The organism is Bradyrhizobium sp. AC87j1 (assembly GCF_002936975.1).
Taxonomy (GTDB): Bacteria; Pseudomonadota; Alphaproteobacteria; order Rhizobiales; family Xanthobacteraceae; genus Bradyrhizobium; species Bradyrhizobium shewense.
The window spans coordinates 1-24000 of record NZ_PTFE01000077.1; the positions used below are offsets into that span (position 1 = coordinate 1).

Consider the following 24000-nt stretch of genomic DNA (forward strand, 5'->3'; position numbering starts at 1 on the left):
GATAATAACGCCGCATGCTCGGCTGCTCGACGCGCGGGTCGGCCAGCGTGACGGTGCGCGGGGCGGCGGGCTCCGGCTCCTGCGGACGGACGCGCCGCGGCGGGATCGCTGATTGCGCCGGGATGGAGCCGAAATTGCGCTCGACCAGCGGGCGGATGTCGGCGGCCTCGACGTCGCCGGCGATCACCAGGATCGCGTTGTTCGGCGCATAGAAGCGGCGGTAGAAGGCGAGTGCGTCCTCGCGGTCGAGCTTCTCGATCTCCTGATGCCAGCCGATCACGGGACGGCCGTAGGGATGATTGAGATAGAGCGCGGCCATGATCTGCTCGTTCAGCCGCGCGTCCGGATTGTTGGCGACGCGCATGTTGTACTCTTCGAGCACGACGTCGCGCTCGGGCAGCACGTTCTCGTCCTTGAGGACGAGGCCCGTCATGCGGTCGGCCTCGAACTCCATCATGGTCGGCAGCTGCTCTTTCGGCACGCGCTGGTAATAGTTGGTGTAGTCGACCGAGGTCGAGGCGTTCTCGTTGCCGCCGACGCGAAGCACGGTCTGGGAGAATTCGCCGACGGGATGCTTCGAGGTGCCCTTGAACATCAGGTGCTCGAGGAAGTGGGCGAGGCCGGATTTGCCCGGCGTTTCGTCGGCCGAACCGACCTTGTACCAGATCATCTCGGTGACGACGGGCGTGCGGTGGTCGGGGATCACCACGACCTGCATGCCGTTGCTGAGCGTGAAGCTGGCGGGCGGGGCCGATGTTACCGTGGTCTGGGCAAGGGCCGCGCCGGCCGAGAGGATGCTCGTCGAAAGCAGCGCGGCAAGGAGGCAGGCAGCCGATCGGTAAGAGGACATTATGATCCTTTTGAAAGGCCGAGGTCCGGATGTCCGGCTCGGACGGCACGGCATGCTACACCGTGCGGCTGAGGCTTCGCGTCACGAAGCAGAGAACTCAACGCATAGGCAAGTTACTGATCAGCAATTTATGCACCTCGGCCGGCGTACATGATCGCCGGCGCTGGGGGCGCGTCTGTCGGACAGGAACGCTATTGTTCCTTGTCCTTGCCGGACATGATGTCGAAATAGGTCCGCCGCGACTTGTCCGGCCCGGCGCCATAGGAGTAGTTCGGAGACGGCGTCTGATAGCCCGGCGGCGGCTCGACCAGCGACTGGCGCGGCGGCTCCTCGGTGAATTTCTTTTCTTCGGTGGCGTTGCCGCCCTTCATCATATTCCACAGGCCGCCGGAGAAGCCGAGTTCGGCGGGGCTGAGTGACGGATTGCCGTTGGTGCCCGGCTGGATCGGGTCATTGCTTGTCCGGGGGGCTGCGGCGACCTGGCCGGCCTTCATCTCGGCGGGCGTCAGCGGTCGGGCGGCCTGCCAGTTTTCCGTTTCCTTGGTGGCTTTCTTGCGCGCGGCGATGGCTTCCTTGCGGCGCTTCTCCTCGGGGTCCTTGGGCCAGTTCGGAGCGGCCTTGGCCTGGGTCGCGGGAGGCGGCAGGTCGAGCTTGGGCGGCACGACCAGCGGCGAGCGCTCGCGGTATTCGATGCCGGGCTTTTCCATGCTCTTGGCGCCGATGCCGGACATCAGATTGTCGATGATCTTCTCTTCGAAGGTCATCCCGTCATCTTCCTCGTCGTCGTCACCGGCGCGGGCTGCGCCAGCCGACATGACGAGACCGATGCCGAGCGCGACGGCGGACAATTTCAACGCCTGCCAAAGCCCCGATCGGGGGTCTCGAACCATCGAAATGCTGGTCTTCGAGCTGCGCATTACTGTACCTGTTCCATATTGTGTCAGATCGCCGCTCGCACGCGGCAAACCCTCGCAAAGGCCGGGTTCCACCTGCCGGTCCGTATCGGCCGGGATCAGGGCGCTTTTGCGGCGGGTACCCCCAGGAAGGAATCATACAATAGCCCCGCCACCCCAGCAACGATGGCCACGTCGGCGAGGTTAAACACATACCAATTATAGGTATTTCCGCCGATCTCGATGTGGAGCAGGGCGAAATCGACCACTGCGCCATAGGCCAGGCGGTCGAGGCCGTTGCCGATGGCGCCGCCGATGATCAGGCCCAGCGCGACCGTGGCAAGCCGGGTGTGCGAGCGGGCCATCCAGATCGCCAGCGCGACCACCGCGACGGCCTTGACGGCCATCAGCGCGAGCTGTGCCGCCTGGCTGTCGTTCTGGAGCCAGCCGAAGCTGATGCCGATGTTCCAGGCCAGCACCAGGTCGAAGAACGGCGTCACTTTCACCACGCCGCGACGGGCGAGGTCGAACCCATTCAGCAGCCAGAGCTTTGAGGCCTGGTCGGCCACGAGCGTGACCAGGGCCGCGAGGATGCCGGCGCGGAGCGGGGTCATGGCCGGGGGATCAGACCGCCACCCCCAGCGCCTTCCACTCGCGCAGCGCCTTGGCGTCGCGCGGGGTGACGTCGGGGTATTCAGCGTCTTCGCCGACCGTCGGGGAGATCTTCCAGGAGCGGGCGCATTTGGTGCCGACCGCCTTCTCCACCACGACCGCGACACCGGGGACGGCATCGAGCCGGAACGCATCGGCGGGCGCCTCGCCTTCACGCACCTCGTAATTCGAGGTGATGCAGATTTCGGCGAGGTCGACGTCGAACAGCGTCATCAGCATGTCCCGGTCGGCGACATAGATCACCGGCGACGCTTCCAGCGAGGAGCCGATGTTCTTGGCGGCGCGTTCGAGCTCGAGCGCGCCGGTGACGACGCGGCGGACGTTGCGGATTGCTTCCCATTTCGCGGCGAGCTTGTCGTCGCGCAGGGCTTCGAGATCGGTCGGGAACTGGGTCAGATGCACCGAGGGTTCGGCCTCGGGCCGGTACATGCGCCAGCCTTCCTCCGCGGTAAAGCTGAGGATCGGCGCCAGCCATTTCAGGACCGAGGCGCACAACAGGTCGATCGTTGTCAGCGCCGCCTTGCGCGTCGGCGAGGACGGCGGATCGCAATACAGCGTATCCTTGCGGATGTCGAAATAGAACGCCGAGAGCTCGCTGTTCAGGAAAGCGGACAGGATCGCGACCACCGATTTGAAGTCGAACTCCCGATAGGCCTTGTCGACCGCAGCCGCGCGCACCGCGAGCTCGTGCAGCATCAACCGTTCGAGCTCGGGCATCTCGGCGGGCGCGACCGCCTCAGTCGGCTTGTAATGGTGCAGCGTGCCGAGCATCCAGCGCACGGTGTTGCGCAGCTTGCGGTAGGTCTCGACGGTGTTCTTCAGGATCTCGGGACCGATGCGCTGGTCGTCGGTGTAGTCGCAGGACGCGACCCAGAGCCTCAAGATGTCGGCGCCGGATTCCTTGATGACGGCCTGCGGCTCGATGGTGTTGCCGAGCGACTTCGACATCTTGCGGCCGTCCTCGGCCTGGGTGAAACCGTGGGTCAGCACGATGTCGTAGGGCGCGCGGCCGCGCGTGCCGCAGCTCTCCAGCAGCGAGGAGTGGAACCAGCCGCGATGCTGGTCCGAGCCTTCGAGGTACATCACCGTGTCGGTGCCACCGTCGACCTTGCGCTTGATGCCGGCGAGCCCGGGAAACTGCACGGGGTCTTCGAGCACGAAAGCGTGCGTCGAGCCGGAATCGAACCAGACGTCGAGGATGTCGTCGACCTTCTGCCAGTCTTCATTGGCCCGTGCGCCCAGGAAGCGCTCGCGCGCGCCCTTCGCGTACCAGGCATCGGCGCCTTCCTGCTCGAAGGCATCGCCGATACGGGTGTTGACGGCCTCGTCCTGGAGGATCTCCGCGGAGCCGTCGCCCTTCTCGCGAACGAACACGGCGATCGGCACGCCCCAGGCGCGCTGGCGCGAGATCACCCAGTCGGGCCGCGCCTCGATCATGCCGTTGATGCGGTTTTCGCCTGAAGGCGGCACCCATTGCGTCACCGAGATCGCGTGCAGCGCGCGGGCGCGCAGCGTGTCGCCGCTCTTGGTCTTGCCGCTCACCGCCACATCCTTGTCCATCGCGATGAACCATTGCGGCGTATTGCGGAAGATCACCGGCTTCTTGGAGCGCCAGGAGTGCGGATATTGGTGCTTGAGCCGGCCGCGCGCGAGCAGCATGCTCTTTTCGACGAGCGCCTTGATCACGGCCTCGTTGGCGTCGCCCTTCTCGCCCTTGTCGTTGATGACCCGCTTGCCGACAAAGCCCGGCGCATGATCGGTGTAGGCGCCGTTCTCGTCGACGGTATAGGGGATTGCCGTGGTGATACCGCGCGCATCGAGATCGCGCGCCTGCGCCATCCAGGCATCGAAGTCCTCGCGGCCATGGCCGGGCGCGGTGTGCACGAAGCCGGTGCCGGTGTCGTCGGTGACGTGGTCGCCGGGCAATAGCGGCACGATGAAGTCGTAGCCGCCGGCAAGGCCCTTCAGCGGATGGGCGCATTCGATCGCGTCCATGGTGTCGCCGGGGACATCGCGCACCTTCTCGAAAGCCGTCACGCGCGCCTGCTTGAAGACCTCTTCAGCGAGCGCGTCGGCGAGGATCAGGAGATCGCCCGTCTTGGTCCAATTGTCGGCGGGCGCATCCGTCACCTTGTACAGGCCGTAGGCGATCTTCGGCGAGAACGAGATGGCGCGGTTGCCCGGCAGCGTCCAGGGCGTCGTGGTCCAGATCACGACGCTTGCGGAGGCGAGCGCACCGTGCGCGGGCGACGTGACCGGGAATTTCACCCACACCGTATCGGAGGTGTGGTCCTCGTACTCCACCTCGGCTTCGGCCAGTGCCGTCTTCTCGACCACGCTCCACATCACCGGCTTGGAGCCGCGATAGAGCGTGCCGTTGGCCGCGAACTTCATCAGTTCGCGCGCGATCTGGGCTTCGGCCGGGAAGCTCATGGTGGCGTAGGGATGATCCCAGTCGCCGATGACTCCGAGGCGCTTGAACTCTTCGCGTTGCACGCCGAGCCAATGCGTGGCGTAGGCGCGGCACTCCCGGCGGAAATCGATCATCGCGGCACTGTCGCGGAAGTCGGGCTTCTGCTTGCCCTTCTTGCGATAGTGCTCCTCCTCGACCTTCCACTCGATCGGCAGGCCGTGGCAGTCCCAGCCCGGCACGTAGTTGGAATCGAAGCCGAGCATCTGCTGGCTCTTGGTGACGAGGTCCTTGAGGATCTTGTTCAGCGCCGTGCCGATATGGATGTTGCCGTTGGCATAGGGCGGGCCGTCATGCAGCACGAACTTGGCGCGGCCGCGGGCAGCCTCGCGCAGCTTCTCGTAGAGGCCGATCTCGTACCAGCGCTTGAGGATCTCCGGCTCGCGCTGCGGCAGGCCGGCGCGCATCGGGAATTCGGTCTGCGGCAGGAACAGGGTCTTCGAATAGTCTTTGGCTTCAGACTTTGGGGACTTTTGCGGCTTTTCGGACATGAGGCTGACTGGCTCGGAAGGGCGCGGGAACGGATGGCGATGCGGAATCGCGGGGTGAAACGACAAAATCCCGGTCTTGCGCCGAGCCCCGAAGGCTCAGGCGGAAGCCGGGCCGCTAATCCCTATGATGCGCCGCGAAAACATGGGCTCTCCATAGCAGGGGGCCAACGGAAGCGCAAAGGTTCGGGGAGGCTGGGGTCGGGACTCAATCGATGGTGCCGAGCCGCGGAAACGCGTCCGGGGCGGCGGCCAGGATGGCGCGGGCACGGGCGGAATCGTCGTCCATCTGCCGGATCAAGGCCGCCAGACTGTCGAATTTCAGCTCCTCGCGAATGAAGCCGACGAAGGCGCAGTCCAGAGCCTGCCCGTAGAGGTCGCCCTTGAAGTCAAACAGGAAGATCTCGAGGAGGGGAGCGCCATTATCAAAGGTCGGGCGGCGGCCGAAGCTCGCCACCCCGTCCAGCCGCTCAGGCCCGCGGCCGACCCGCACCGCATAGATGCCGTGCTTCAGGCCGCAATTGGCGTCGAGGCGGATGTTGGCCGTGGGGTAGCCGAGATCGCGGCCGCGCTTCTCGCCGTGGATGACCTCGCCGGTGACGAACCAGGGTGCGCTCAGCATGGTGGTGGCCTCGTCCAGCTGCCCTTCGGCGAGAGCGATCCGGATCGCGCTGGAGGACACCGGCCGCTCGTCGATATCGACATGGGGCTGCACGTCGACCTCGATCCCGAGCCGGGGCGCTTCGTTGACCAGAAGGCTCGGCGAGCCGACGCGTCCTTTGCCGAAATGGAAGTCATAGCCGACCGCGATCCCGCTGACGCCGAGCCGCCCGATCAGGTCATGGTGAATGAAGTCTTGCGCGCTGGTTCCGGCACGGGCCTTGTCGAAGGTCATGACCACGGCGCCGGCAAGTCCGGTGCCGGCCAGAAGCCGCAGCTTGGCCCGCTCGTCCGTCAGGCGGAATTGAGGGGTGTTGGGGCTGAAAAACCGCCGCGGATGCGGCTCGAAGGTCAATGCCAGCGCGGGACGGCCCTGCGCCCGGCCCATTTCCAGGGCTGCGGCGATCACGGCGCGGTGGCCGAGATGAACCCCGTCGAAATTGCCCATGGCGACCACGGCACCCCTTGGAATAGCGGAGACCGGCGTGGTGTCGCGGATAATGGTAAAATGCGGAGCCATCAGGGGAATTCTCGAACCGGCAGGACCGGCCGGGACCGTGGCGCGACCGGCCGGATGAAGTCAAGCGGGAGGGCGCGGCCGCATCGAACGCGATTTCAGTCCTTGGGGGGCGTCCCCAATTAACGCGCTGTTTAACGCCTTGGTGCTAGTCCTTGAGCGTGGAACTGCCGGGCTCCGGCTTGGGCAGGTCCGATCGTAATATTCCTGCGTTTGTGTTGGGGGAGTCGAGATGGCGGTTGATTTGTCGATGCCGGTTCTGGTGGTGGATGACTACAGCACCATGATCCGTATCATCAGGAATCTGCTGAAGCAGCTTGGCTTCGAGAACATCGATGATGCCAGCGACGGTTCAGCAGCGCTGAACAAGATGCGCGGCAAGAAGTACGGGCTCGTGATCTCCGACTGGAACATGGAGCCGATGACGGGTTACGACCTGCTGCGCGAAGTGCGCGCGGATCCGAACCTCGCCACCACGCCCTTCATCATGATCACCGCGGAATCCAAGACCGAGAACGTGATCGCAGCCAAGAAGGCCGGCGTGAACAACTACATCGTCAAGCCGTTCAACGCGGCGACGCTGAAGACCAAGATCGAGGCGGTCTTCCCGGACATGGCGAGCGCGTAAGCGCCGCCCGATCCAAACACAGCTTTCTACAGAGATCGTCATGCCCGGGCTTGTCCCGGGCATCTACGTTCTTGGACGCTAGAAGCAAGTCGTGGATGGCCGGGTCAAGCCCGGCCATGACGGTGTTGAGAGCTAAGCAATTGGTCTAAAGCCGGCGTCAGTTCACGCCCCAGCCGTCACCACTTCAATTCGCGCATCAGCGCTTTCGGCGGGTGGCCGAACAATTCCATCACCGATGCCGGGTCGAGCTGGTCGAGCCCCTCGAACTCCTCGGCATGGATGCCGCGGGTGACGAACAAGCAGTCGATGCCGAATTCGCGCGCGCCGGTTAAGTCGGTGCGGACGGAATCGCCGATCGCCAGCACTTTCTTCCGGTCGATCGGATGGCCCTGGCGTTCGCCGGCGAGTGCCATCGCGCGCTCATAGATCGGCCGGTGCGGCTTGCCGTAGAAGATCACTTCGCCGCCGAGCTCGCGATAGAGCTCCGCGATGGCGCCGGCGCAATAGATCAGCCGGTCGCCGCGTTCCACCACGATGTCGGGGTTGGCGCAGACCAGCGTCAGCTTGCGCTCGCGCGCCTTCAGCATCATGCCGCGATAGTCTTCCGCCGTTTCGGTCTCATCGTCATAGAGGCCGGTGCAGACGATGTAGTCGGCTTCCTCCAGCGGCGCGGTTTTCGCGTCGAGGCCGCGATAGATCGAGTTGTCGCGCTCGGGGCCGAGCCAGAACATCTTGCGGCCGGGATGCTCGGCGACATAGAGCCGGGTCAGGTCGCCGGACGAAACGATCGCGTCATAGGTCTCGTCGGCGACGCCGAGCTTGCGCAATTGCCGCTGCACGCTGTCGGCCGGGCGCGGGGCGTTGGTGATCAGGATCACCGTACCGCCGTGGCTGCGATAAGTGTGCAGCGCGTCGCAGGCTTCGGGGAAGGATTCGAGGCCGTTATGGACCACGCCCCAGATGTCGCTGAGCACGACATCGACACCGCCCACGAGCTCGCGCAGGCTTTCGGCGAAATGCAGCGTGGTCATGATGCGCAGCGCCGATCAGATGCGGCGCGCGAGCGCTGCGTTGCCGGTGATGCGTTGTGCCGGAGGAGCGGCTGACGTCGCGCCAGATGTCGCGCCTTGGCTGGGAGGAGCGGAGCCATTGGATCCCTGAATGTCCTGCGCCTGGTTCGGCGAGGCCCCGCCGGTAGCAGATGCCCCCTCAGGCCGCAATGGCCGGGGCGGCGCGAACAGGAACCCCTGGCCGAACCGCACGTCATAGTCGAGCAGGTCCACGACCGCGCGCTCGCCTTCGATCCGCTCCGCGATCAGGTCGATGCCGAAGCGGCCGAGCAGGTCGGAGAGGTCCGAAGGATGGATGTCCGAGGCGGAGGCCTGCCTGGGGTCGAGCAGCAGCGTGGCCGGCACCTTGATGAAGCGCACCCCGCGGTCGGCCAGCTCGCGCGGCTCGATGCGCAAATCGGTGACATGGTCGATCGAGAAACGGAAGCCGCGCTGAGCGAGCGCCGCGAGATTCTCGGTCTCGGCCGGGCCGAGACTGCGGAACGTCGATTGCTTGAACTCCAGCACCAGCGAGGGCGCCAGCGCCCGGTTGGCTTCGAGGAAGTCGAGGCATTGCGCGAAGGTGGTGGAATTACCGAGCGTGGAGGCCGCGACGTTGCAGAACACGCCGACGTCCTTGTTGCGCACCATCAGGCGCCGCAGCACCTGCACACAGCGCAGCATCACCATGTTGTCGATGCGCCCGATCAGGCCGGACGCTTCCGCGATGCTGATGAACTCCTCGGCGGCGATCAGCTGGTCGCGCTCGTCACGCAGGCGCGTCACCGCCTCGTAGAACCGCACCTTGCGTTGCGGCAGCGTCACCATCGGCTGGAGGAAGATGTCGATGCGGTTTTCGTCGATCGCGTTGCGCAGCGTCGCCAGCAGCTGGGTCTGGTTGCGCCCGTTGACTGCCGGAACCGGATTGGCGGCCTGGGTCTGGACCGCCGGTGCCGGTCGTGACGGCGGTGCGGGCAGCGGGGGAGGGGCGGCCGGCCGCTCCTCGAACGGCGCAATCAGGTCGATCGGCGCCTCTGGCTCCAGCCTGGCGATCGGAGCGGGAACGGGAGCCGGCGCTGGCGCATTGCCGGCCAACAGATCCTCATGGGTCGATACGGTGCTGGCGAGTTGCCTGACCAATCCGCCGAGCTCGTTGATCTCGCCGACCACCGACTGGATGCGGTCGGAGTTGGTCGAATTGGACGAGGCGATGCGTCCCTCGATCGCAGCTAACCGGCGGCCGAACTCCGCCACCTGGCGGGCGAGGTCGGCGGTGCCGCGCGACAGGTCGGCGATCTGGCCGCCGACGTCGCTGCGGTCGCGCAGCCGCATCGACACCGCGTTGTAGAGGATCAGGAAGGTCAGCGCGGTCAGCGCCACGATCGCGGATTCGGTTCCGCTGATGCCGGCGACTGCGTAGAGCGCAAGCCCGAGCGAGGCCGCGACCAGTACCATGCAGATGGCGATGAAGATCGTCGAAATGCGAATCATGCCGCGCGTTACGCCTCAAAGAGCTGACTGCCTCACCCGGGAAAACACGGGCCGCTGTACGATCCCGCCGCGCCTCATGCTCCCCCAAGCCGCATGAGCTTAACATCATTGTTGATTCGAGGGGATAGCCGCCCGTTCCCGGGCGCGGTCAGGCTGGCGCGGCGGCTCCGACCGTGTCGGCCGAGACGGCGTCGCGGGTGCCGAGCGGCTTGGGTGATCCCTCGGTCGTGTCCTTCAGCGTCTGCCGTTCGATCTCCGAATTCAGCTCGGCGCCGAACATGATGACGATCGCCGACATCCACATCCAGGTCATCAGGCCGATCGCCGCGCCGAGCGAGCCGTAGGTCGCATTGTAGTTGGCGAATTCCGAGAGATACCAGGAGAGCAGCGCCGAGCCGGCGATCCAGAGAATGGCGGCAATCACCGCGCCGAGGCTGAGCCATTGCCAGCGCGGCGCATCGCGGCTGGGCGCGAAGCGGTAGAGGATCGCAAGCGCCACCAGCAGGACGAGGAACATAAGCGGCCATCGTGCCAGCGCCACGATCAGCTTGCTTTCGGGCGCCATGCCGAGATGATTGAGCGCCAGCGGGAAGGCAACGACAAGCCCCACCATCACCAGCAGCGCCACGATGCCGCCGACCGTGAAGGCCAGAGACACCATATTAAGCTTGATGAAGCTGCGCTTCTCGCGCTCCTCATAAGCGACGTTGAGTGCATCGAAGATCGCCTTGACGCCCGCATTGGCGCTCCAGATCGCCAGCACAAGGCCGAACAGGAACGTCGCACCGAGCGTGGTACTGCCATGCGAGACCACGCGCGCCACCTGATCCTCGACGATCTGGAACGAGCCCTCAGGGAGCATCGTCGCGAGCGTCTGCAGATTGGCGCTGATCGTCTTAGGATCGGCGAACAGGCCGTAGGAGGAAACCAGCGCCGTAACCGCCGGAAAGATCGCGAGCAGCCCGAAGAACACGACGCCGCCCGCTGTCGCCAGAAGGCGATCCTCGTCGATGCGCTGATAGGTCCGCCAGAAGATATCCTTCCAGCCCTTCCAGGGGATCTCAAACGGGCTCTTGGCGCGGCGGCCATGGCCGGGCTGCACGGCCGCGCGCGCGGGGTGCGTCTCCGGAGAATTCGCCTCGCCTTTGCGATGGTCTTGCGGCGGCCCCGATGGGACCAGGTCCCTGTCCTGAAAGTAGCGCTCCGCCGTCAGCACGAACACGGCCGTGGCGGCCACCAGCAACCAGGAATCGAGCTGTTCGGAGCGCCGCACCAGCATTCAAGCGTCCAATCTTTGACCGTGACGTCTGCGCCGCGCCGCCGTGAACCCCGCCAGCCCAATCGCCGCGAGCATCAGGCCAAGCTGCACGGGCCGGTTGGTGCGAACGGGTGAGGCCCTTCTGCCATGGCCGCGCTCGCCCGGCGCGAGCGGCACCAGGGGAATCGTCGTCGCGACCTCCTTCACCGCCTGCTTGACCGTTCCGCGCGGAATCCGCGGGGAGGCGATCGCAACGCGCATCCGGCTGGCGAGCGGTACGATCTGCTTGGTCGGCCGCTTCATCATCGCCATGGCGACGCCGGCGCAGACCGCGGCGAGCACCAGCAGCACGGCGGCGACGGCACCAAAGCCCCAGAATTGTCCGTAGGTGATTGCAACCCAGCGGTAGAGGGCGATCAGGCCGACGAAGAAGGTCGCGATCACGAACAGCCCGGCCACTGCGAACAGACCGGCCGCGACCGCGTAGGACGTCGCGCGTCCGGTGGCCTGGCTGGTGCGGTCACGCAAATACGATTGCGCGGCGCGCTTGAGGTGGTTGAGCTTCAGCGCCATGCTGGCGCGCAGCAATTCGCCCGATGGCGCGAGCATGCGGACATCCTCCGAGAGCGAGATAATTCGTCGGGGGATGAACGTGGCGCTATTTGAGTTGTTCCGACGGAGCTCCGTCCGCCGTGTCGAATCAGCCGAGATCGGCGGCCGCGATCCAGAACACCTCGCCCTCGGAGTCCTCGGTGTCGAGCCAGAGCAGCGGCAGTTCCGGGAAGGCCTCGTCGACCAATTCCCGGCCGCGGCCGATCTCGCAGATCAATCCGCCATCCGGGGTGAGATGATCGGGCGCCTCAGCCAGGATGCGGCGCACCACGTCGAGGCCGTCGGCGCCGCCGTCGAAGGCGAGCTTGGGTTCGGCCCGGCACTCAGGCGGCAGTGCGGCCATGCCTTCTGCGTCGACATAGGGCGGGTTGGTGATGATCAGGTCGTAACGCGCATCGCCGAGCGGGGCGAACAGATCGCCGCGATACAGGCTGATCCGGTCCTCGAGCCCATATTCGCCGACATTTCGCGTGGCCACCTCGAACGCTCCCTTGGAGATGTCGACGGCATCGACGGCGGCGTTCGGGAAATGATGCGCGGCGAGGATGGCGAGGCATCCCGATCCCGTGCAGAGATCGAGCACGCGCTCGACGCCCGTAGGGTCGTCGATCAGCGCTCCAGCATTGCCTTCGCCGCCGAAATGCGACTCCAGGAGCTCGCCGATGAAGGAGCGCGGAACGATGACGCGCTCGTCGACATAGAAGGGCAGGCCGCGCATGTAGATCTTGTTAACGAGATAGGCAGCCGGTTTGCGCGTGGTGACGCGTTGATGGATGAGGTCGAGGATGGTCTTGCCTTCGGCCGCCGTGACCCGTGCGTTGGCAAAAATCTCGAACTGCTCGGGATTGAGATGCAGCGCTTCGCTCACCAGGAAGGCTGCTTCGGCAACCGGATCGGTCGTCCCGTGCGCAAAGGCGAGCTTGGCTTCGACAAAGCGGCTCACCCCGTAGCGGACGAAATCGAGGAGCGTGAGAAGCTCGCCCGGGCCGACTTTGGCGAGCTTGGGCGCGGCGCGGCCGCCGACGGTCTTTTTGGATGCTTTTGCCATCAGGATTTGGTCCAGCGTGCGGCGGCCTCGTCGTCGCGGGCGTGGGCCTCGACCCAGCCGGTGCCGGTGGCGCTCTCTTCCTTCTTCCAGAACGGAGCGCTGGTCTTGAGGTAGTCCATCAGGAACTCGGCGGCATGGAATGCGGCCTGGCGGTGCTGCGAGGCGGTCAGCACCAGCACGATGTTCTGGCCCGGCATGAAGCGGCCGACGCGATGGATCACGGTGACGCCGTTCAGCGGCCAGCGCGAGGTCGCCGCGTCGGCATGGCGCCTGATCTCTTCCTCAGCCATGCCAGGATAGTGCTCGAGCGTGAGCGCGGCGACCTTGGCGCTGTCATCGTCAGCGCGGCAGATGCCCGAAAAGCTCACGACCGCGCCGATGTCGGTCCGGCTCTTGGTCAGGACCGCGATCTCGCGCGCGATGTCGAAATCGTCTTCCTGGATGCGAATGGTGACGGGGCAGCTGGCGACAGGGGAAGTCATGGCCTAGCCGCCGGTCATCGGCGGGAAGAACGCGATCTCGCGGGCGCCCGCGATCGCGGCATCCGATTTGACATGGGCATGGTCGATCGCGGTGCGGATCACCTTCGGCTTCTCGAACGCGTAGGCATAGGCCTCGCTTTGGCCGGACAGCCAGGCGATCAGGTCCTCGACGGTGCGCACGGTCGCCGGCGGCTCGATGGTCTCCTCCGCCTTGCCGACGCGTTCGCGCACCCAGGCGAAATACTTCACCTTCATCCCTCGTCCTCCTTGATGAGGTGATGGATGCCGGCGCGGAAATAATCGTAGCCGGTGTAGATGGTCACGATCGCCGAGGCCCATAGCAGCGCGAGGCCAATCATCGAGACGACGGGCACCACTTCGTCGCCGGCAGGTCCCGCGAGCAGAAAGCCGATGGCGACGAGCTGGACCGTGGTCTTCCACTTCGCAAGCTTGGTCACGGGCACGCTGACGCGGAGCGCGGCGAGATATTCGCGCAGGCCCGAGACCAGGATCTCGCGGCACAGGATGACGATGGCGGCCCACAACGACCAGCCATGGATGATGCCGTCGGCGGCCAGCATCAGCAGGCACGAGGCGACCAGCAGCTTGTCGGCGATCGGGTCGAGCATCCGGCCGAACGCCGATTGCTGATTCCAGATCCGCGCGTAATAGCCGTCGAGGTAATCGGTGACCGCGGCCGCGATGAAGAGGGCCACCGCCACCCAGCGGAGCCAGAGCGGCTGATCCAGAATCGACTGCGCATAGATGCATCCGACGACGACCGGGATCGCGGCGATCCGGCCATAGGTCAGGATGTTGGGGAGGGACATCGCGCGGCTGGTCGTCCCTCGTGTGGTGGCGATGTTCATCCGTCCTACCAATACCGCTGCTGCCTGAACGTCAACCGTCCCGCACCCCAAATGAGGTGCGGACACGACGATCATATGACTGCGGTCCCCCTTTAATTCATCCCGGCTGGGGATGGAAATACTCGAAAATCCTGCGCGCACTCTCGGCACTGACCCCCGGAACCTTGCCGAGATCGGCGATCGAGGCCCGTTCGATCTCCTTCAGGGTTCCGAAATGATGCAGCAAGGCACGTTTGCGTGACGGGCCGATGCCCGGAATTTCCTGCAAACCAGCCTCGCGGATATCCTTCTTGCGCAGCTTGCGGTGCGAGCCGATGACGAAGCGGTGGGCCTCGTCGCGCAGCCGCTGGATGAAATAGAGCACGGGGTCGCGCGGCTCCAGCTTGATCGCCTCACGCTCGGGCATGAACAGGGTCTCGCGGCCGGCATCCCGGTCCGGTCCCTTGGCGACCGACATCAGCGACACCTGGGTCAGGCCGAGATTTGCAAAGATCTCGCGCACGGCGTTGAGCTGGCCGCGGCCGCCGTCGATGATGACGAGATCGGGCCATTGCGGGAAATCGTCGTCCTTGGCTTTGGCCGCACCTTCCTCGGGCGGATTGATCAGGCGCTTGAAGCGCCGCTCCAGCACCTCGCGCATCATGGCGAAGTCGTCGCCCGGCGTGATCCCTTCCGACTTGATGTTGAACTTGCGGTACTGGTTCTTCACGAAACCATCGGGGCCGGCGACGATCATGGCGCCGACCGCATTGGTGCCCTGGATGTGGCTGTTGTCGTAGACCTCGATGCGCTTGGGCGAATGCGGCAGGCTCAGCGTCGTGGCGATGGCGTCGAGCAGGCGGCTTTGCGTGGCGGTGTCCGCGAGCTTGCGGCCGAGCGCCTCGCGCGCATTGGTCAACGCGTGGGCGACGAGTTCCTTTTTCTCCCCGCGCTTGGGCGCGGTGACCTCGACCTTGTGGCCAGCCTTGATCGACAGCGCATTGGCGAGCAGCTCGCTTTCCTCGATCTCGTGCGAGAGCAGGATGTTCCTCGGCGGCGGCTTGTCGTCGTAGAACTGGGCGAGGAAGGAGCCGAGCACCTCTTCTGGGGTGTACGTCTTTTCCGCGCGCGGAAAATAGGCCCGGTTGCCCCAGTTCTGGCCGGTGCGGAAGAAGAACACCTCGACGCAGGAGAAGCCGCCCTCCTGATGGATGGCGAACACGTCGGCTTCCTCGACCGTGCGCGGATTGATGCCCTGCTGCGACTGGATCGCCGAGAGCGCGGCGAGGCGGTCGCGGTAGAGCGCGGCGCGCTCGAACTCGAGCTCACCGGACGCCTTCTCCATCTCGCCTGCAAGTTCCTGCTTCACCGCATGGCTCTTGCCGGACAGGAAGTCGCTCGCCTCGCGCACCAGGGTCGTATAGCCGGGAAAGTCGATCTCGCGGGTGCAGGGGCCGGCGCAGCGGCGGATCTGGTAGAGCAGGCAGGGCCGGCTGCGGCTCTCGAAGAAGGAATCGGTGCAGGAGCGGATCAGGAAGGCGCGCTGCAGTGCCGTGATGGTGCGGTTGACGGCTCCGGCGGAGGCGAACGGACCAAAATAGCGCCCCGGCCGGCTCTGCGCGCCGCGATGTTTCAGGATCTGCGGCGCCCAATGGTCGCCGGTGATCAGGATGTAGGGAAACGATTTGTCGTCGCGCAGCTGCACGTTGAAGCGCGGCCGCAGCTGCTTGATGAGGTTGGCTTCCAGCAGCAGCGCCTCGGTCTCGGTGTTGGTCGAGACGATCTCCACGGTCACCGTGGCTGCGATCATGCGCAGGATGCGGGCCGGCTGCGGCGCATTCTGGCGCGCATAGTTGGAGAGGCGCTTTTTGACGTTCTTGGCCTTGCCGACATAGAGCACGTCGGCATTCGCATTGAGCATGCGATAGACGCCGGGCGAGGTGGGGGCGAGGCGGACCGCGCGCTCGATCGCCTCGTGACCGGTCGCCAGCGGTCCTTCGCCGACGGCGCCGCTCTCTTCCAGGATATCGGGCAGCCGCGCATCGTCCTCGTCATCGCCGCCGCTGGTGGCGGGATCGAGATCCGGAGGCGTCTCGGCTGGGACGTCCGGCGCGGCGCCACGCACGGGTTTGCGCGCGCGGTCGTCCGGATTGTCGGTGGAATCGTGAACCATGGAGCGAATTTAGGCGCTGGGGGTGCCGATTTGAAGTTCCGGCCGTGCGGCACGCACAGGATGGCGGCGCAGTTCCCGGTAACGCTTGCTTAAGCCTGTTAACAGCGCGGTAACCCGGCTTAACAGCCCTTTAACTTAAAACTCTCGATAAATCTTATGCGAAGAGGTCGTGGTTCCGTAACCATGCGGTTTGCCCTGCGCGGCGGCGCGGGCGCCGCACCGGTGACGGCAGTTGCGTTGGAGTGTGTGATGAAGAGGCTCGTTGTGGGCGCAGCCGCGTTGGTTGCCGCCGGCTGGATAGCTTCGGCCGAGGCCGCCGACATGAATTACGGTCAGCGCGCGCCCTATACCGTCAACCAGCCGCTCAACGCGTACAGCTGGGCAGGCCCCTATCTCGGCGGCAACATCGGCTATGAATGGGGCTCGGTGGACAACAACCCCTCGAAGCCGTCGGGCTTCGTCGGCGGCGTGCAGGCCGGCTACAACTTCCAGAATGGCCCGTTTGTGTTCGGCGTCGAGGGCGACATCCAGGCCGCCGGTGCCGACGACACCTTCGCGCCGTGGAAATTCTCCAATCCGTGGTTCGGCACCCTGCGCGGCCGCGCCGGCTATGCCTTCAGCAACGTGCTGTTCTATGGCACCGCCGGCCTCGCCTTCGGCGAGCTGCGTGCGCAGACCTTCGGCTGGACGGAATCGCACACCACCGCCGGCTGGACCATCGGCGCCGGTGCGGAAGTCGGTCTGGCCCCCAACTGGAGCGCCAAGCTGGAATATCTCTACATCGATCTGTCGACGACACAGTTCGCAATTACAGGGGTGTCAAACGGCTATAGCGCCAGCGTTGTGCGCGCCGGCGTGAACTATCGTTTCTGATAGCTGAAGAAGAAAATACCGGACCACAACCTCCCGGCCGCTCGCGGCCGGGAATTTTTTGCGCCAGGTATTTTTTGCGCCAAGTATTGCGCCGAATGTTGTGCGTCAGGCCCGCTAGGACAGGATGACCAGATTGACCGCCTTCGGTCCCTTCCCCTTCTTGTCGGGTTCGACTTCGAAAGTGATACGCTGTCCTTCCGCAAGGTCCTTCAGTCCGGCCCGCTCCACAGCAGTAATATGTACGAAGACGTCGCGGCCGCCGTCGTCAGGCTTGATGAATCCGTAGCCGCGTTCGCCGTTGAAAAACTTGACCGTTCCCGTCATGGCCATCGGGAAACTCCCCCTCATTGCTCCTCCGCCGCGACGCAGACTCACGTCACGACATGACGGGGCACTACGGAGCCCGGGAGCTGGCCATCCTTGGGCGGACCTCAACGGTCCGGCCGGATCTTTCTTAGGCCTTCACTCCGCCGCAACCATTCGCGGAAGCGGAACGTAAAGCCAGTCACGGAAACAGCATAATACGGTTCTCTGCAGATTGACTACCGCTCCTGCATATTTTTCCCAAGAATGCCGGAGTGTTACGGCCTCGCTTTAAGGCTTGGGCACCTCCAATCGGAATCTGGCAGCACCACCTTGGCCGAGCGGCATTTCCAGCTCGGGCAGGATCGTCTTGAGCTCGCCCTGCAGCGTGTAGGGCGGATTGACGATGAGGAGCCCGGTGGAGGCGAGCGCCCCGCCATCGAGCTGAGGCGCGACGCTGAACTCGAGGCGCAGACAATTTCCCGGTGGCTTTGCTGCAGCTGCGAGCCGCGCCACCGTTTGGACCAGTGTGTCGGTGGCGCGCCGGTTCTTAGCGGGATACCAAATGACATAGATGCCGGTTGGCCATTTCGCGAAGGCTGTGGAGAATGCTTCGCCCAGCCGCTCGAACTCGTCCTTGGCCTCGAAGGGCGGATCGATCAGCACGAGGCCGCGCCGCTCCTTCGGCGGCACGAAGGCCGGCAGTGCCACCCAGCCGTCGAGGTCGACCACGCGGGCCTGTTCGTCGCGGCGCAGCACGGCGATCAGCGCTTTCCGCGCCTTCGGCTCGAGCTCGCAGGCGACGAGCCGGTCTTGCGGCCGGAGCAGGCCGCGCGCAATCAACGGCGAGCCCGGATATGCCCTAAGCTCACCCTTCGGATTGAAGGCGCGGACGATGTCGAGATAGGGTTGTACGAGCGCCAGGGTCTCGTTCGACAGGCGTGCCTGTATCAGCCGCGCGATGCCGGTCAGCCATTCGCCGCCCCGGCGCGCCTCGTCGCTGTCGAGATCGTAGAGGCCGGCGCCGGCATGGGTGTCGATGACGCGGAACGCCCCCGGCTTGTCCTGCAGATAGGTGATGATGCGCGCCAGCACGATGTGCTTGATGACATCGGCGAAGTTGCCGGCGTGGAAGGCGTGGCGGTAATTCATGGCGAAGAGTTACGACATCGCACGATGAAAGTAACTCCCGTCATTCCGGGGCGGTGCGTAGCACCGAGCCCGGAATCCATTGCACCACCGGGCCGCGCGGGTCGATGGATTCTCAGATGCGCAACTGCGCATCATAGTTCGCGCTTCGCGCGCCCCGGAATGACGGTCTGAGAAGTCGAGCTCAACCGCCCCTGATCGGCGGCATGGTGACCTGATCGCGGCGGCAGGTGCGGCGTTCGATCTCGTCGCAGGCGCGGAATTGCAGGTCCTTGCTGAGGCAGATACGGACCTCGGACAGCCGCGTCCGGTTGCAGGTGACCGAGACGGCGGCATTGCTCAGCCCCGGATTGGCCTTGATGAAGGCCTCTTCGACCTCCGCCGGCGCCACCGTCTTGGCCTGCGACAAATCGAGATATTCGGCCGGGATCTTGATCGCAGCGCGCGCCTTGCGGATCGTCTCGAAATAGCTGCGGCCCTCGAGGCCGGAGCAGGTGCCGTGCTTGTCCCATTCGTTGAAGATCAGGCCCGGCGCCGGCATCAAATCGAGCATCGAGGAAACGATGCTGCGGTTCAGCCGCGGTGCGGGCCGCTGGCAATATTCCGGGAAGCCATTCTCATATTGCGGCCACAGCCCATGCACCACGAAGGCGTAGGGCCGACCGCTGCACTGGATTTGCGAGCGGCCTCCACGCTCGGCCGCCTCCTCGCAGAACGAGGGCGACCACGATAGCGACAGCACATAGAAGTCGAATTCGCCGGGCGCGTTCTGCCGCTTGTCCTGGGCATTTGCGCTGCCGGCGAGCAAGGCCAGTCCGGCGGCAAGGGTCAGGGAGATCACGAGACGGGAAAACAAATGCAATCTGGAATGAAACATGGCGACGCCCCTCAACTAGACTGTGCGAGGAAGCCTAGCAGGCGATGGGAACATTTCAAGAACAAAATTCGGGCGGCCGTCATCCGGTCGCCTGATCGGCCCGAATCAGGGCTTGTTTAGCTAGGGCTTGGCGGCGCGGCAGGCCGGATTATAGGCCCAGTTGCGGTCGAGTCCGACCACGCACCATTCGACGCCGTTGCCATAGCCGGCGAAGCCGCCATCCTCGATGATCGAGAAGTGCACCTTGCGCACCTTGCCATCAGTGAGCATGGCCTCGCCGGTGCAATAGCGGCGCGGAATATTGTCGGACTGCCAGGGCCGGAATGCGGTCTCGCGAACGGCGGAGAAGCCGGTGATCCTCAACGAGGAATTCCAGAACGTGCTTTCCTTTTCCCAGAACTGGGTGGCGATGGTCGGCAGCGCCCGGTCGCAATCGGCGACGGCGCCGTCATAGCGCGGTCCGCTTAGCCAGAAGTTCAGCTCGAGCGGATTGGCGGCCCTGGCCTCACCGAGCGACATCGCTCCGAACATGAGGCCGAGCACGGCGGCATAGCGGAGCAATTTCAGGAAGGGGGCGCGCATGGTCAATCCGGACAGCTAAAGTCTTGCGAAGGTTGGACGGTGCCGCGAAGGCCGGGGGAGGTCAAGTGCAGCGCGGCAACACTTCGCCAGGAGTTGACCACAACTTCGTGGTTGGCAGGGCTTCCGTTCTTTTCACTTCCCTCCCGGCACCGTAAACTGCCCGCCAGCCAATTGGAGTGACGGGAATGCGAATCATTGCGGCCGCGGGTCTTCTCGCCAGCCTGGTTGTCTCGGGTATGACGGCGAGCCAGTCGGCGCGCGCCGACTATGTGCCGCCGTTCAAGGGCAACGACACCGGCGGCATCATCGCCTATTCGATGGCCACCCAGGTCGATGCGCGCCAGGCCGCAGTCGATCACTGCGCGCGCTATGGCAAAGTCGTGAAATTCCTGGCGGTGCAGGCCTATGAGGGCGGTTACATCTCGTTCTCCTGCCGCTGGGTGCCTTATGGCGCCGCCGACCAGCCGATCCGCACGCTCTACTGAGGCGCTGTCGTAACGCCGCACTCTCAGCCGGGAGCCTTTTCACATGACGCGCAAACTCGCTTTGCTCGGCTCGGCCCTTTGCCTCGTGGTTTCGGCAGGCGGTGCCTTTGCCGACGACCTGCCGGTGCGCAAGGCCGGTCTTTGGGAGATGAAACTGGTCACGAGCGGCTCGCCCGTGCCCGAGATGACCATGCAGCACTGCACCGACGAGACCGTCGACAAGGAGATGAGCAACAACGTCTCCCCGATGGCCAAGCAGATCTGCGCCAAGCAGGAGATCAAGAAGACCGCGACCGGCTATGTCAGCGATTCCGAGTGCAGCGTCGCCGGCGTCAGCACGACCTCGCATGCCGAGATCACGGGCGATTTCAACTCGGCCTACACGGTGAAGACCTCCTCGCACGCACAAGGCGGTGTCGCCGGCGCTGCGGGACGCGATGCCACCATGACGCTGCAAGCCAAATGGCTTGGGGCCTGCAAGCCCGACCAGAAGCCCGGCGACATCGTGATGCCCGGCGGCTTCAAGATGAACGTGCGCGACATGGATAAGCTGAAGGCGCTGCTGCCGAAGTAGGGCGAGATCGTAGCCCGGATGGAGCGCAGCGAAATCCGGGGCCTTGCGTCGATTGCGAGAAAGAATCCCGGATTGCGCTTCGCTCCATCCGGGCTACGGCAGCTACACCGGTATCCTGACGCTCGCCCGTAGTCCCCCCATCGGACTGTCGCCGAGGGTGATGTCGCCGCCATGCGAGCGGGCGATGTCGCGGGCGATGGCAAGGCCAAGGCCTGTGCCGCCTTCATCCTGGTTGCGGGCGTTGTCGAGCCGCAGGAACGGCTTGAACACTTCTTCGCGCAAATGCGCGGGAATACCGGGGCCGTCGTCGTCGATCGTCACGGTCAAATAACGGTGATCGCGCTGGCCGGCGATGGCGATGGCCTTGCCGTAGCGCGCCGCGTTGGTGACGAGATTGGCGAGGCAGCGCTTGAACGAGGCCGGCTTCACCGTCACCACGGGCAGGCCGTGGAAGGCGACGGTCGCGGTATGGCCGTGGCGCTCGGCATCGCCGCGCAGCTCCTCGAGCGCCTGCGCCATGTCGGTCGGCTGCGACTGCTCGCCGGAATCGCCGCGGGCGAAGGCGAGATAATCTTCCAGCATCATCGACATTTCGTCGACGTCCTTGCGCATGCCCTCGAGCTCGGGGCTGTCGCCGATCAGCGCCAGCTCGAGCTTGAAGCGAGTCAGGATGGTGCGCAGATCGTGACTGACGCCGGCGAGCATCGCGGTGCGCTGCTCCATGGTGCGCTCGATGCGCGACTTCATTTCGAGGAAGGCGACCGCTGCGCGCCGCACCTCGCGCGCGCCCCTGGGGCGGAAGTTCGGCGCTTCGCGGCCCTTGCCGAAGCTTTCGGCGGCGTCCGCAAGACGCAGGATCGGCTTGATCTGGTTGCGCAGGAACAGCACTGCGACGATCAGCAGGATCGACGACGTGCCAACCATCCAGAACAGGAATATCTCCGAGTTGGAGGCATAGGCGGCGCTGCGCTGCGCGAACACGCGCATCACGGCATCGTCGAGCTGGATGCGGATCTCGACGAGATTGGAGCGGCCGACCGTGTCGATCCAGAACGAGCGCCCGATCTGGCGGCCGAGCTGCACCGACAGCGTCTGGTCGAGCAGCGAGAAGAACGGCTTTGGTCCCGGCGGCGGCATGTCGCCGGCGGGCAGGAAATCGACGACGAGGCCGAGGCGCTGCTGCGCGATACGGCGGATCTGGTCGCGATCCTTATCTTGCGGATAACCCTTGTAGACGTCGATCAGCGCGGCGATGTCCTGCACCACTGCGGCCGACAGTCGGCGCGTCACCGTATTCCAGTGCCGCTCCATGAACACGAAGGCGACGACCGATTGCAGCACCACCATCGGCACGATCATGATGAGGAGCGCGCGGGCGTAGAGGCCGGTCGGCATCCAGCCCTTGAACGCGTTGCCCATCCAACCATTGGCGGCGGAGACGCGGCCGGCGGCGCTTCGGAGCAGCGTCAGGCCGGTATCAATCGTGCTCATCGGTCGCGCTTCACTGATTTATGGCGAGGCTACCAGCCGGTAGCCGATGCCGCGCACCGCCTGGAGGAACAGCGGATTGGCGGGGTCGGTTTCGATCTTGCGCCTGAGGCGGTTGATCTGCACGTCGACGGCGCGCTCGTTGACGCTGCCGTTGCCGGTCAGCGCACTGCGCGGCACGGTCTCGCCCGGCGTCTCCGAGAGAATGCGCAGCATCTCGCGCTCGCGGTCGGTGAGGTGGATGACCTCCTCGCCCTGGCGCAGCTCGCCGCGATCGAGATGATAGACGTAGGGGCCGAACGCGATCTTCTCCACCGCCGTGGCTTGCGGCGGCGGAGCGGCGCGCTTGAGGATATTGTTGATGCGCAGCGCCAGCTCGCGCGGCTCGAACGGTTTCGCCACGTAGTCGTCGGCGCCGATCTGCAGGCCCTCGATGCGCGCTTCCGCCTCGTGTCGTGCCGTCAGCATCACGATCGGCACCGAGGAGGATGTCCGGATGAAGCGGGCGAGATCGAAGCCGGTCTCGCCGGGCATCATCACGTCGAGGATCAAGAGGTCGAAATGCAGGCCCAGCAGTTTCGAACGTGCATCGCTGGCACTCGCGGCGGTGGTGACGCGGTAGCCCTCGGCGGCGAGGAAGCGCGAGAGCAGATCGCGGATGCGGCGGTCGTCGTCGACGAGCAGCAGATGCGGCGCGTCATCGGCCGGGCGTGCCGGCGGGCGGGCGAGAGTGGCAGCGAGCGTCACGGTCACTCCTTGGCGTCGTGGTTGACAGAAGCGAAGATCGTCTCGAGCACCTTGTCTGGATCGTCGCGATCGATCATCGCGCGCAGGAAGCGCTTGACCGTCTCGGCATCCTGCGGACCCATTTCGGCAAGCGCCTTGGTGATCCGCGTGGTCTGCAGACCGGCGAGCTTCTGCACCAGCGCCTCGCCCTTCGGCGTTGCGTAGAGCAGGCGCTGGCGGCGGTCATTGTCACCGGTCTTCTGCACGATGTAGCCCTCGTCCAGCAGCTGCTTGAGCACGCGGCCGAGCGATTGCTTGGTGATGCGCAGGACGTCGAGCAGATCGGCGACCTTGAGACCGGGATAGCGGTAGACGAAGTGCATGACCCGGTGGTGGGCGCGGCCGAAGCCGAAAGCCTCCAGCTCCTGGTCGGGGTCGCCGACGAAGTCGCGATAGGCGAAGAACAGTAGCTCGATGATATCCCAGCGCAAATTGCCTCCGTCGTCTGCGGCCGGCTTGGGCTCGGCGGCGTCGTGAGAGGAAGTCGCGAAATTTATGTCAGGCATATTGACGTATCTTGGGTTCAATGTTACAAAACGATTGACCAGCACGAAATTTTAGATCGTTCGCGCGGGTGGCATCGAAGCAGGGCGGCTGGAGAGAGCCGGACAGGCGACGACGGCCGGATCAGATCTACCGTGCGATTGTCGAGCGGCGTTTCGACAAAACATACTGGACTTCCGCCTTCCGCAAAAGCATGTCCTCGGCGATATGCTGGCCACGGAAACCGGCCGTAACAAGGCT

General features: G+C 65.0%; 25 protein-coding genes. 4 read left to right on the plus strand and 21 right to left on the minus strand.

Going from position 1 to position 24000, the window contains the following annotated elements:
• The 5 genes from CV770_RS30160 to CV770_RS30180 form a co-directional block, all read right to left on the minus strand.
• Positions 1–850 (minus strand): M16 family metallopeptidase (locus CV770_RS30160; RefSeq protein ID WP_201760107.1); only part of this gene is annotated, 850 nt, incomplete at its 3' end.
• 191 nt (positions 851–1041) lie between these two features.
• The gene (locus CV770_RS30165) at positions 1042–1767 is read right to left on the minus strand and encodes a hypothetical protein (protein ID WP_104464959.1); all 726 of its coding nucleotides are present in this window, start codon (positions 1765–1767) and stop codon (positions 1042–1044) included.
• Between the two features lie 95 nt (positions 1768–1862).
• Positions 1863–2357 (minus strand): signal peptidase II, encoded by a 495-nt coding sequence (lspA, locus tag CV770_RS30170; protein WP_104464960.1) that lies wholly within the window; start codon positions 2355–2357, stop codon positions 1863–1865.
• 10 nt (positions 2358–2367) lie between these two features.
• Positions 2368–5376: an isoleucine--tRNA ligase gene (ileS, locus tag CV770_RS30175; protein WP_104464961.1), complete on the minus strand. Its 3009-nt coding sequence runs from the start codon at positions 5374–5376 to the stop codon at positions 2368–2370.
• A 205-nt stretch (positions 5377–5581) separates the two neighbouring features.
• On the minus strand, positions 5582–6553 hold the full coding sequence (locus CV770_RS30180) for a bifunctional riboflavin kinase/FAD synthetase (RefSeq protein WP_104464962.1): 972 nt from the start codon (positions 6551–6553) through the stop codon (positions 5582–5584).
• Between the two features lie 229 nt (positions 6554–6782).
• On the opposite strand from CV770_RS30180, the gene CV770_RS30185 reads away from it, so the two are divergent.
• Complete coding sequence (locus CV770_RS30185; protein ID WP_008567674.1) at positions 6783–7178, plus strand: response regulator; 396 nt, start codon at positions 6783–6785, stop codon at positions 7176–7178.
• A gap of 176 nt (positions 7179–7354) precedes the next feature.
• Here the strand turns inward: CV770_RS30185 and CV770_RS30195 are convergent, their stop codons facing one another.
• The 9 genes from CV770_RS30195 to uvrC all read right to left on the minus strand — a co-directional run bounded on the left by CV770_RS30195 (position 7355) and on the right by uvrC (position 16139).
• Positions 7355–8209 (minus strand): TIGR01459 family HAD-type hydrolase, encoded by an 855-nt coding sequence (locus tag CV770_RS30195; protein ID WP_104464964.1) that lies wholly within the window; start codon positions 8207–8209, stop codon positions 7355–7357.
• A 15-nt stretch (positions 8210–8224) separates the two neighbouring features.
• A complete protein-coding gene (locus CV770_RS30200) occupies positions 8225–9718 on the minus strand; it encodes an EAL domain-containing protein (protein WP_104464965.1) in 1494 nt (497 codons plus the stop codon).
• A gap of 148 nt (positions 9719–9866) precedes the next feature.
• Positions 9867–10997, minus strand: coding sequence for a YihY/virulence factor BrkB family protein (locus CV770_RS30205; RefSeq protein ID WP_104464966.1), 1131 nt, complete (start codon positions 10995–10997; stop codon positions 9867–9869).
• Positions 10998–11585 (minus strand): hypothetical protein, encoded by a 588-nt coding sequence (locus tag CV770_RS30210; protein ID WP_104464967.1) that lies wholly within the window; start codon positions 11583–11585, stop codon positions 10998–11000.
• A 91-nt stretch (positions 11586–11676) separates the two neighbouring features.
• Positions 11677–12636, minus strand: coding sequence for a 50S ribosomal protein L3 N(5)-glutamine methyltransferase (prmB, locus tag CV770_RS30215; RefSeq protein WP_104464968.1), 960 nt, complete (start codon positions 12634–12636; stop codon positions 11677–11679).
• The gene (locus CV770_RS30220) at positions 12636–13118 is read right to left on the minus strand and encodes a molybdenum cofactor biosynthesis protein MoaE (protein ID WP_104464969.1); all 483 of its coding nucleotides are present in this window, start codon (positions 13116–13118) and stop codon (positions 12636–12638) included. Before CV770_RS30220 ends, prmB begins: the two co-directional genes overlap by 1 nt.
• 3 nt (positions 13119–13121) lie before the next feature.
• On the minus strand, positions 13122–13373 hold the full coding sequence (gene moaD, locus CV770_RS30225; RefSeq protein WP_091958605.1) for a molybdopterin converting factor subunit 1: 252 nt from the start codon (positions 13371–13373) through the stop codon (positions 13122–13124).
• Positions 13370–13987, minus strand: coding sequence for a CDP-diacylglycerol--glycerol-3-phosphate 3-phosphatidyltransferase (gene pgsA / locus CV770_RS30230; protein WP_018318354.1), 618 nt, complete (start codon positions 13985–13987; stop codon positions 13370–13372). Before pgsA ends, moaD begins: the two co-directional genes overlap by 4 nt.
• 97 nt (positions 13988–14084) lie before the next feature.
• Positions 14085–16139 carry an excinuclease ABC subunit UvrC gene (uvrC, locus tag CV770_RS30235; RefSeq protein WP_104464970.1) on the minus strand — a complete coding sequence of 685 codons (2055 nt, stop codon included), beginning with the start codon at positions 16137–16139 and terminating at the stop codon, positions 14085–14087.
• 249 nt (positions 16140–16388) lie between these two features.
• Between uvrC and CV770_RS30240 the strand changes: the two genes are divergently transcribed.
• Positions 16389–17012, plus strand: coding sequence for an outer membrane protein (locus CV770_RS30240; protein WP_165637436.1), 624 nt, complete (start codon positions 16389–16391; stop codon positions 17010–17012).
• Positions 17013–17126: 114 nt separating this feature from the next.
• Here the strand turns inward: CV770_RS30240 and CV770_RS30245 are convergent, their stop codons facing one another.
• From CV770_RS30245 to CV770_RS30260, 4 genes are all read right to left on the minus strand, one after another.
• Positions 17127–17342 carry a cold-shock protein gene (locus CV770_RS30245; RefSeq protein WP_008544396.1) on the minus strand — a complete coding sequence of 72 codons (216 nt, stop codon included), beginning with the start codon at positions 17340–17342 and terminating at the stop codon, positions 17127–17129.
• A 264-nt stretch (positions 17343–17606) separates the two neighbouring features.
• The gene (locus tag CV770_RS30250; RefSeq protein WP_104464971.1) at positions 17607–18467 is read right to left on the minus strand and encodes a 23S rRNA (adenine(2030)-N(6))-methyltransferase RlmJ; all 861 of its coding nucleotides are present in this window, start codon (positions 18465–18467) and stop codon (positions 17607–17609) included.
• 181 nt (positions 18468–18648) lie between these two features.
• On the minus strand, positions 18649–19341 hold the full coding sequence (locus CV770_RS30255) for a ribonuclease T2 family protein (protein ID WP_091958593.1): 693 nt from the start codon (positions 19339–19341) through the stop codon (positions 18649–18651).
• Positions 19342–19461: 120 nt separating this feature from the next.
• Complete coding sequence (locus tag CV770_RS30260; protein ID WP_091958589.1) at positions 19462–19923, minus strand: hypothetical protein; 462 nt, start codon at positions 19921–19923, stop codon at positions 19462–19464.
• Between the two features lie 185 nt (positions 19924–20108).
• Between CV770_RS30260 and CV770_RS30265 the strand changes: the two genes are divergently transcribed.
• Together CV770_RS30265 and CV770_RS30270 are read left to right on the plus strand one after the other, a co-directional pair.
• Complete coding sequence (locus tag CV770_RS30265; protein WP_091958585.1) at positions 20109–20408, plus strand: hypothetical protein; 300 nt, start codon at positions 20109–20111, stop codon at positions 20406–20408.
• 43 nt (positions 20409–20451) lie between these two features.
• Positions 20452–20982 (plus strand): DUF3617 domain-containing protein, encoded by a 531-nt coding sequence (locus tag CV770_RS30270; protein WP_104464972.1) that lies wholly within the window; start codon positions 20452–20454, stop codon positions 20980–20982.
• Positions 20983–21084: 102 nt separating this feature from the next.
• Here CV770_RS30270 and CV770_RS30275 read toward each other — a convergent pair whose 3' ends face one another.
• The 3 genes from CV770_RS30275 to CV770_RS30285 are packed head-to-tail and all read right to left on the minus strand — an operon-like array spanning position 21085 to position 23762.
• Positions 21085–22473: an ATP-binding protein gene (locus tag CV770_RS30275; protein ID WP_091958577.1), complete on the minus strand. Its 1389-nt coding sequence runs from the start codon at positions 22471–22473 to the stop codon at positions 21085–21087.
• An 18-nt stretch (positions 22474–22491) separates the two neighbouring features.
• A complete protein-coding gene (locus CV770_RS30280) occupies positions 22492–23223 on the minus strand; it encodes a response regulator (RefSeq protein WP_104464973.1) in 732 nt (243 codons plus the stop codon).
• Positions 23220–23762, minus strand: a complete 543-nt coding sequence (locus CV770_RS30285; RefSeq protein ID WP_028140157.1) for a MarR family winged helix-turn-helix transcriptional regulator — start codon at positions 23760–23762, stop codon at positions 23220–23222. Before CV770_RS30285 ends, CV770_RS30280 begins: the two co-directional genes overlap by 4 nt.
• Positions 23763–24000 lie beyond the last annotated feature (238 nt).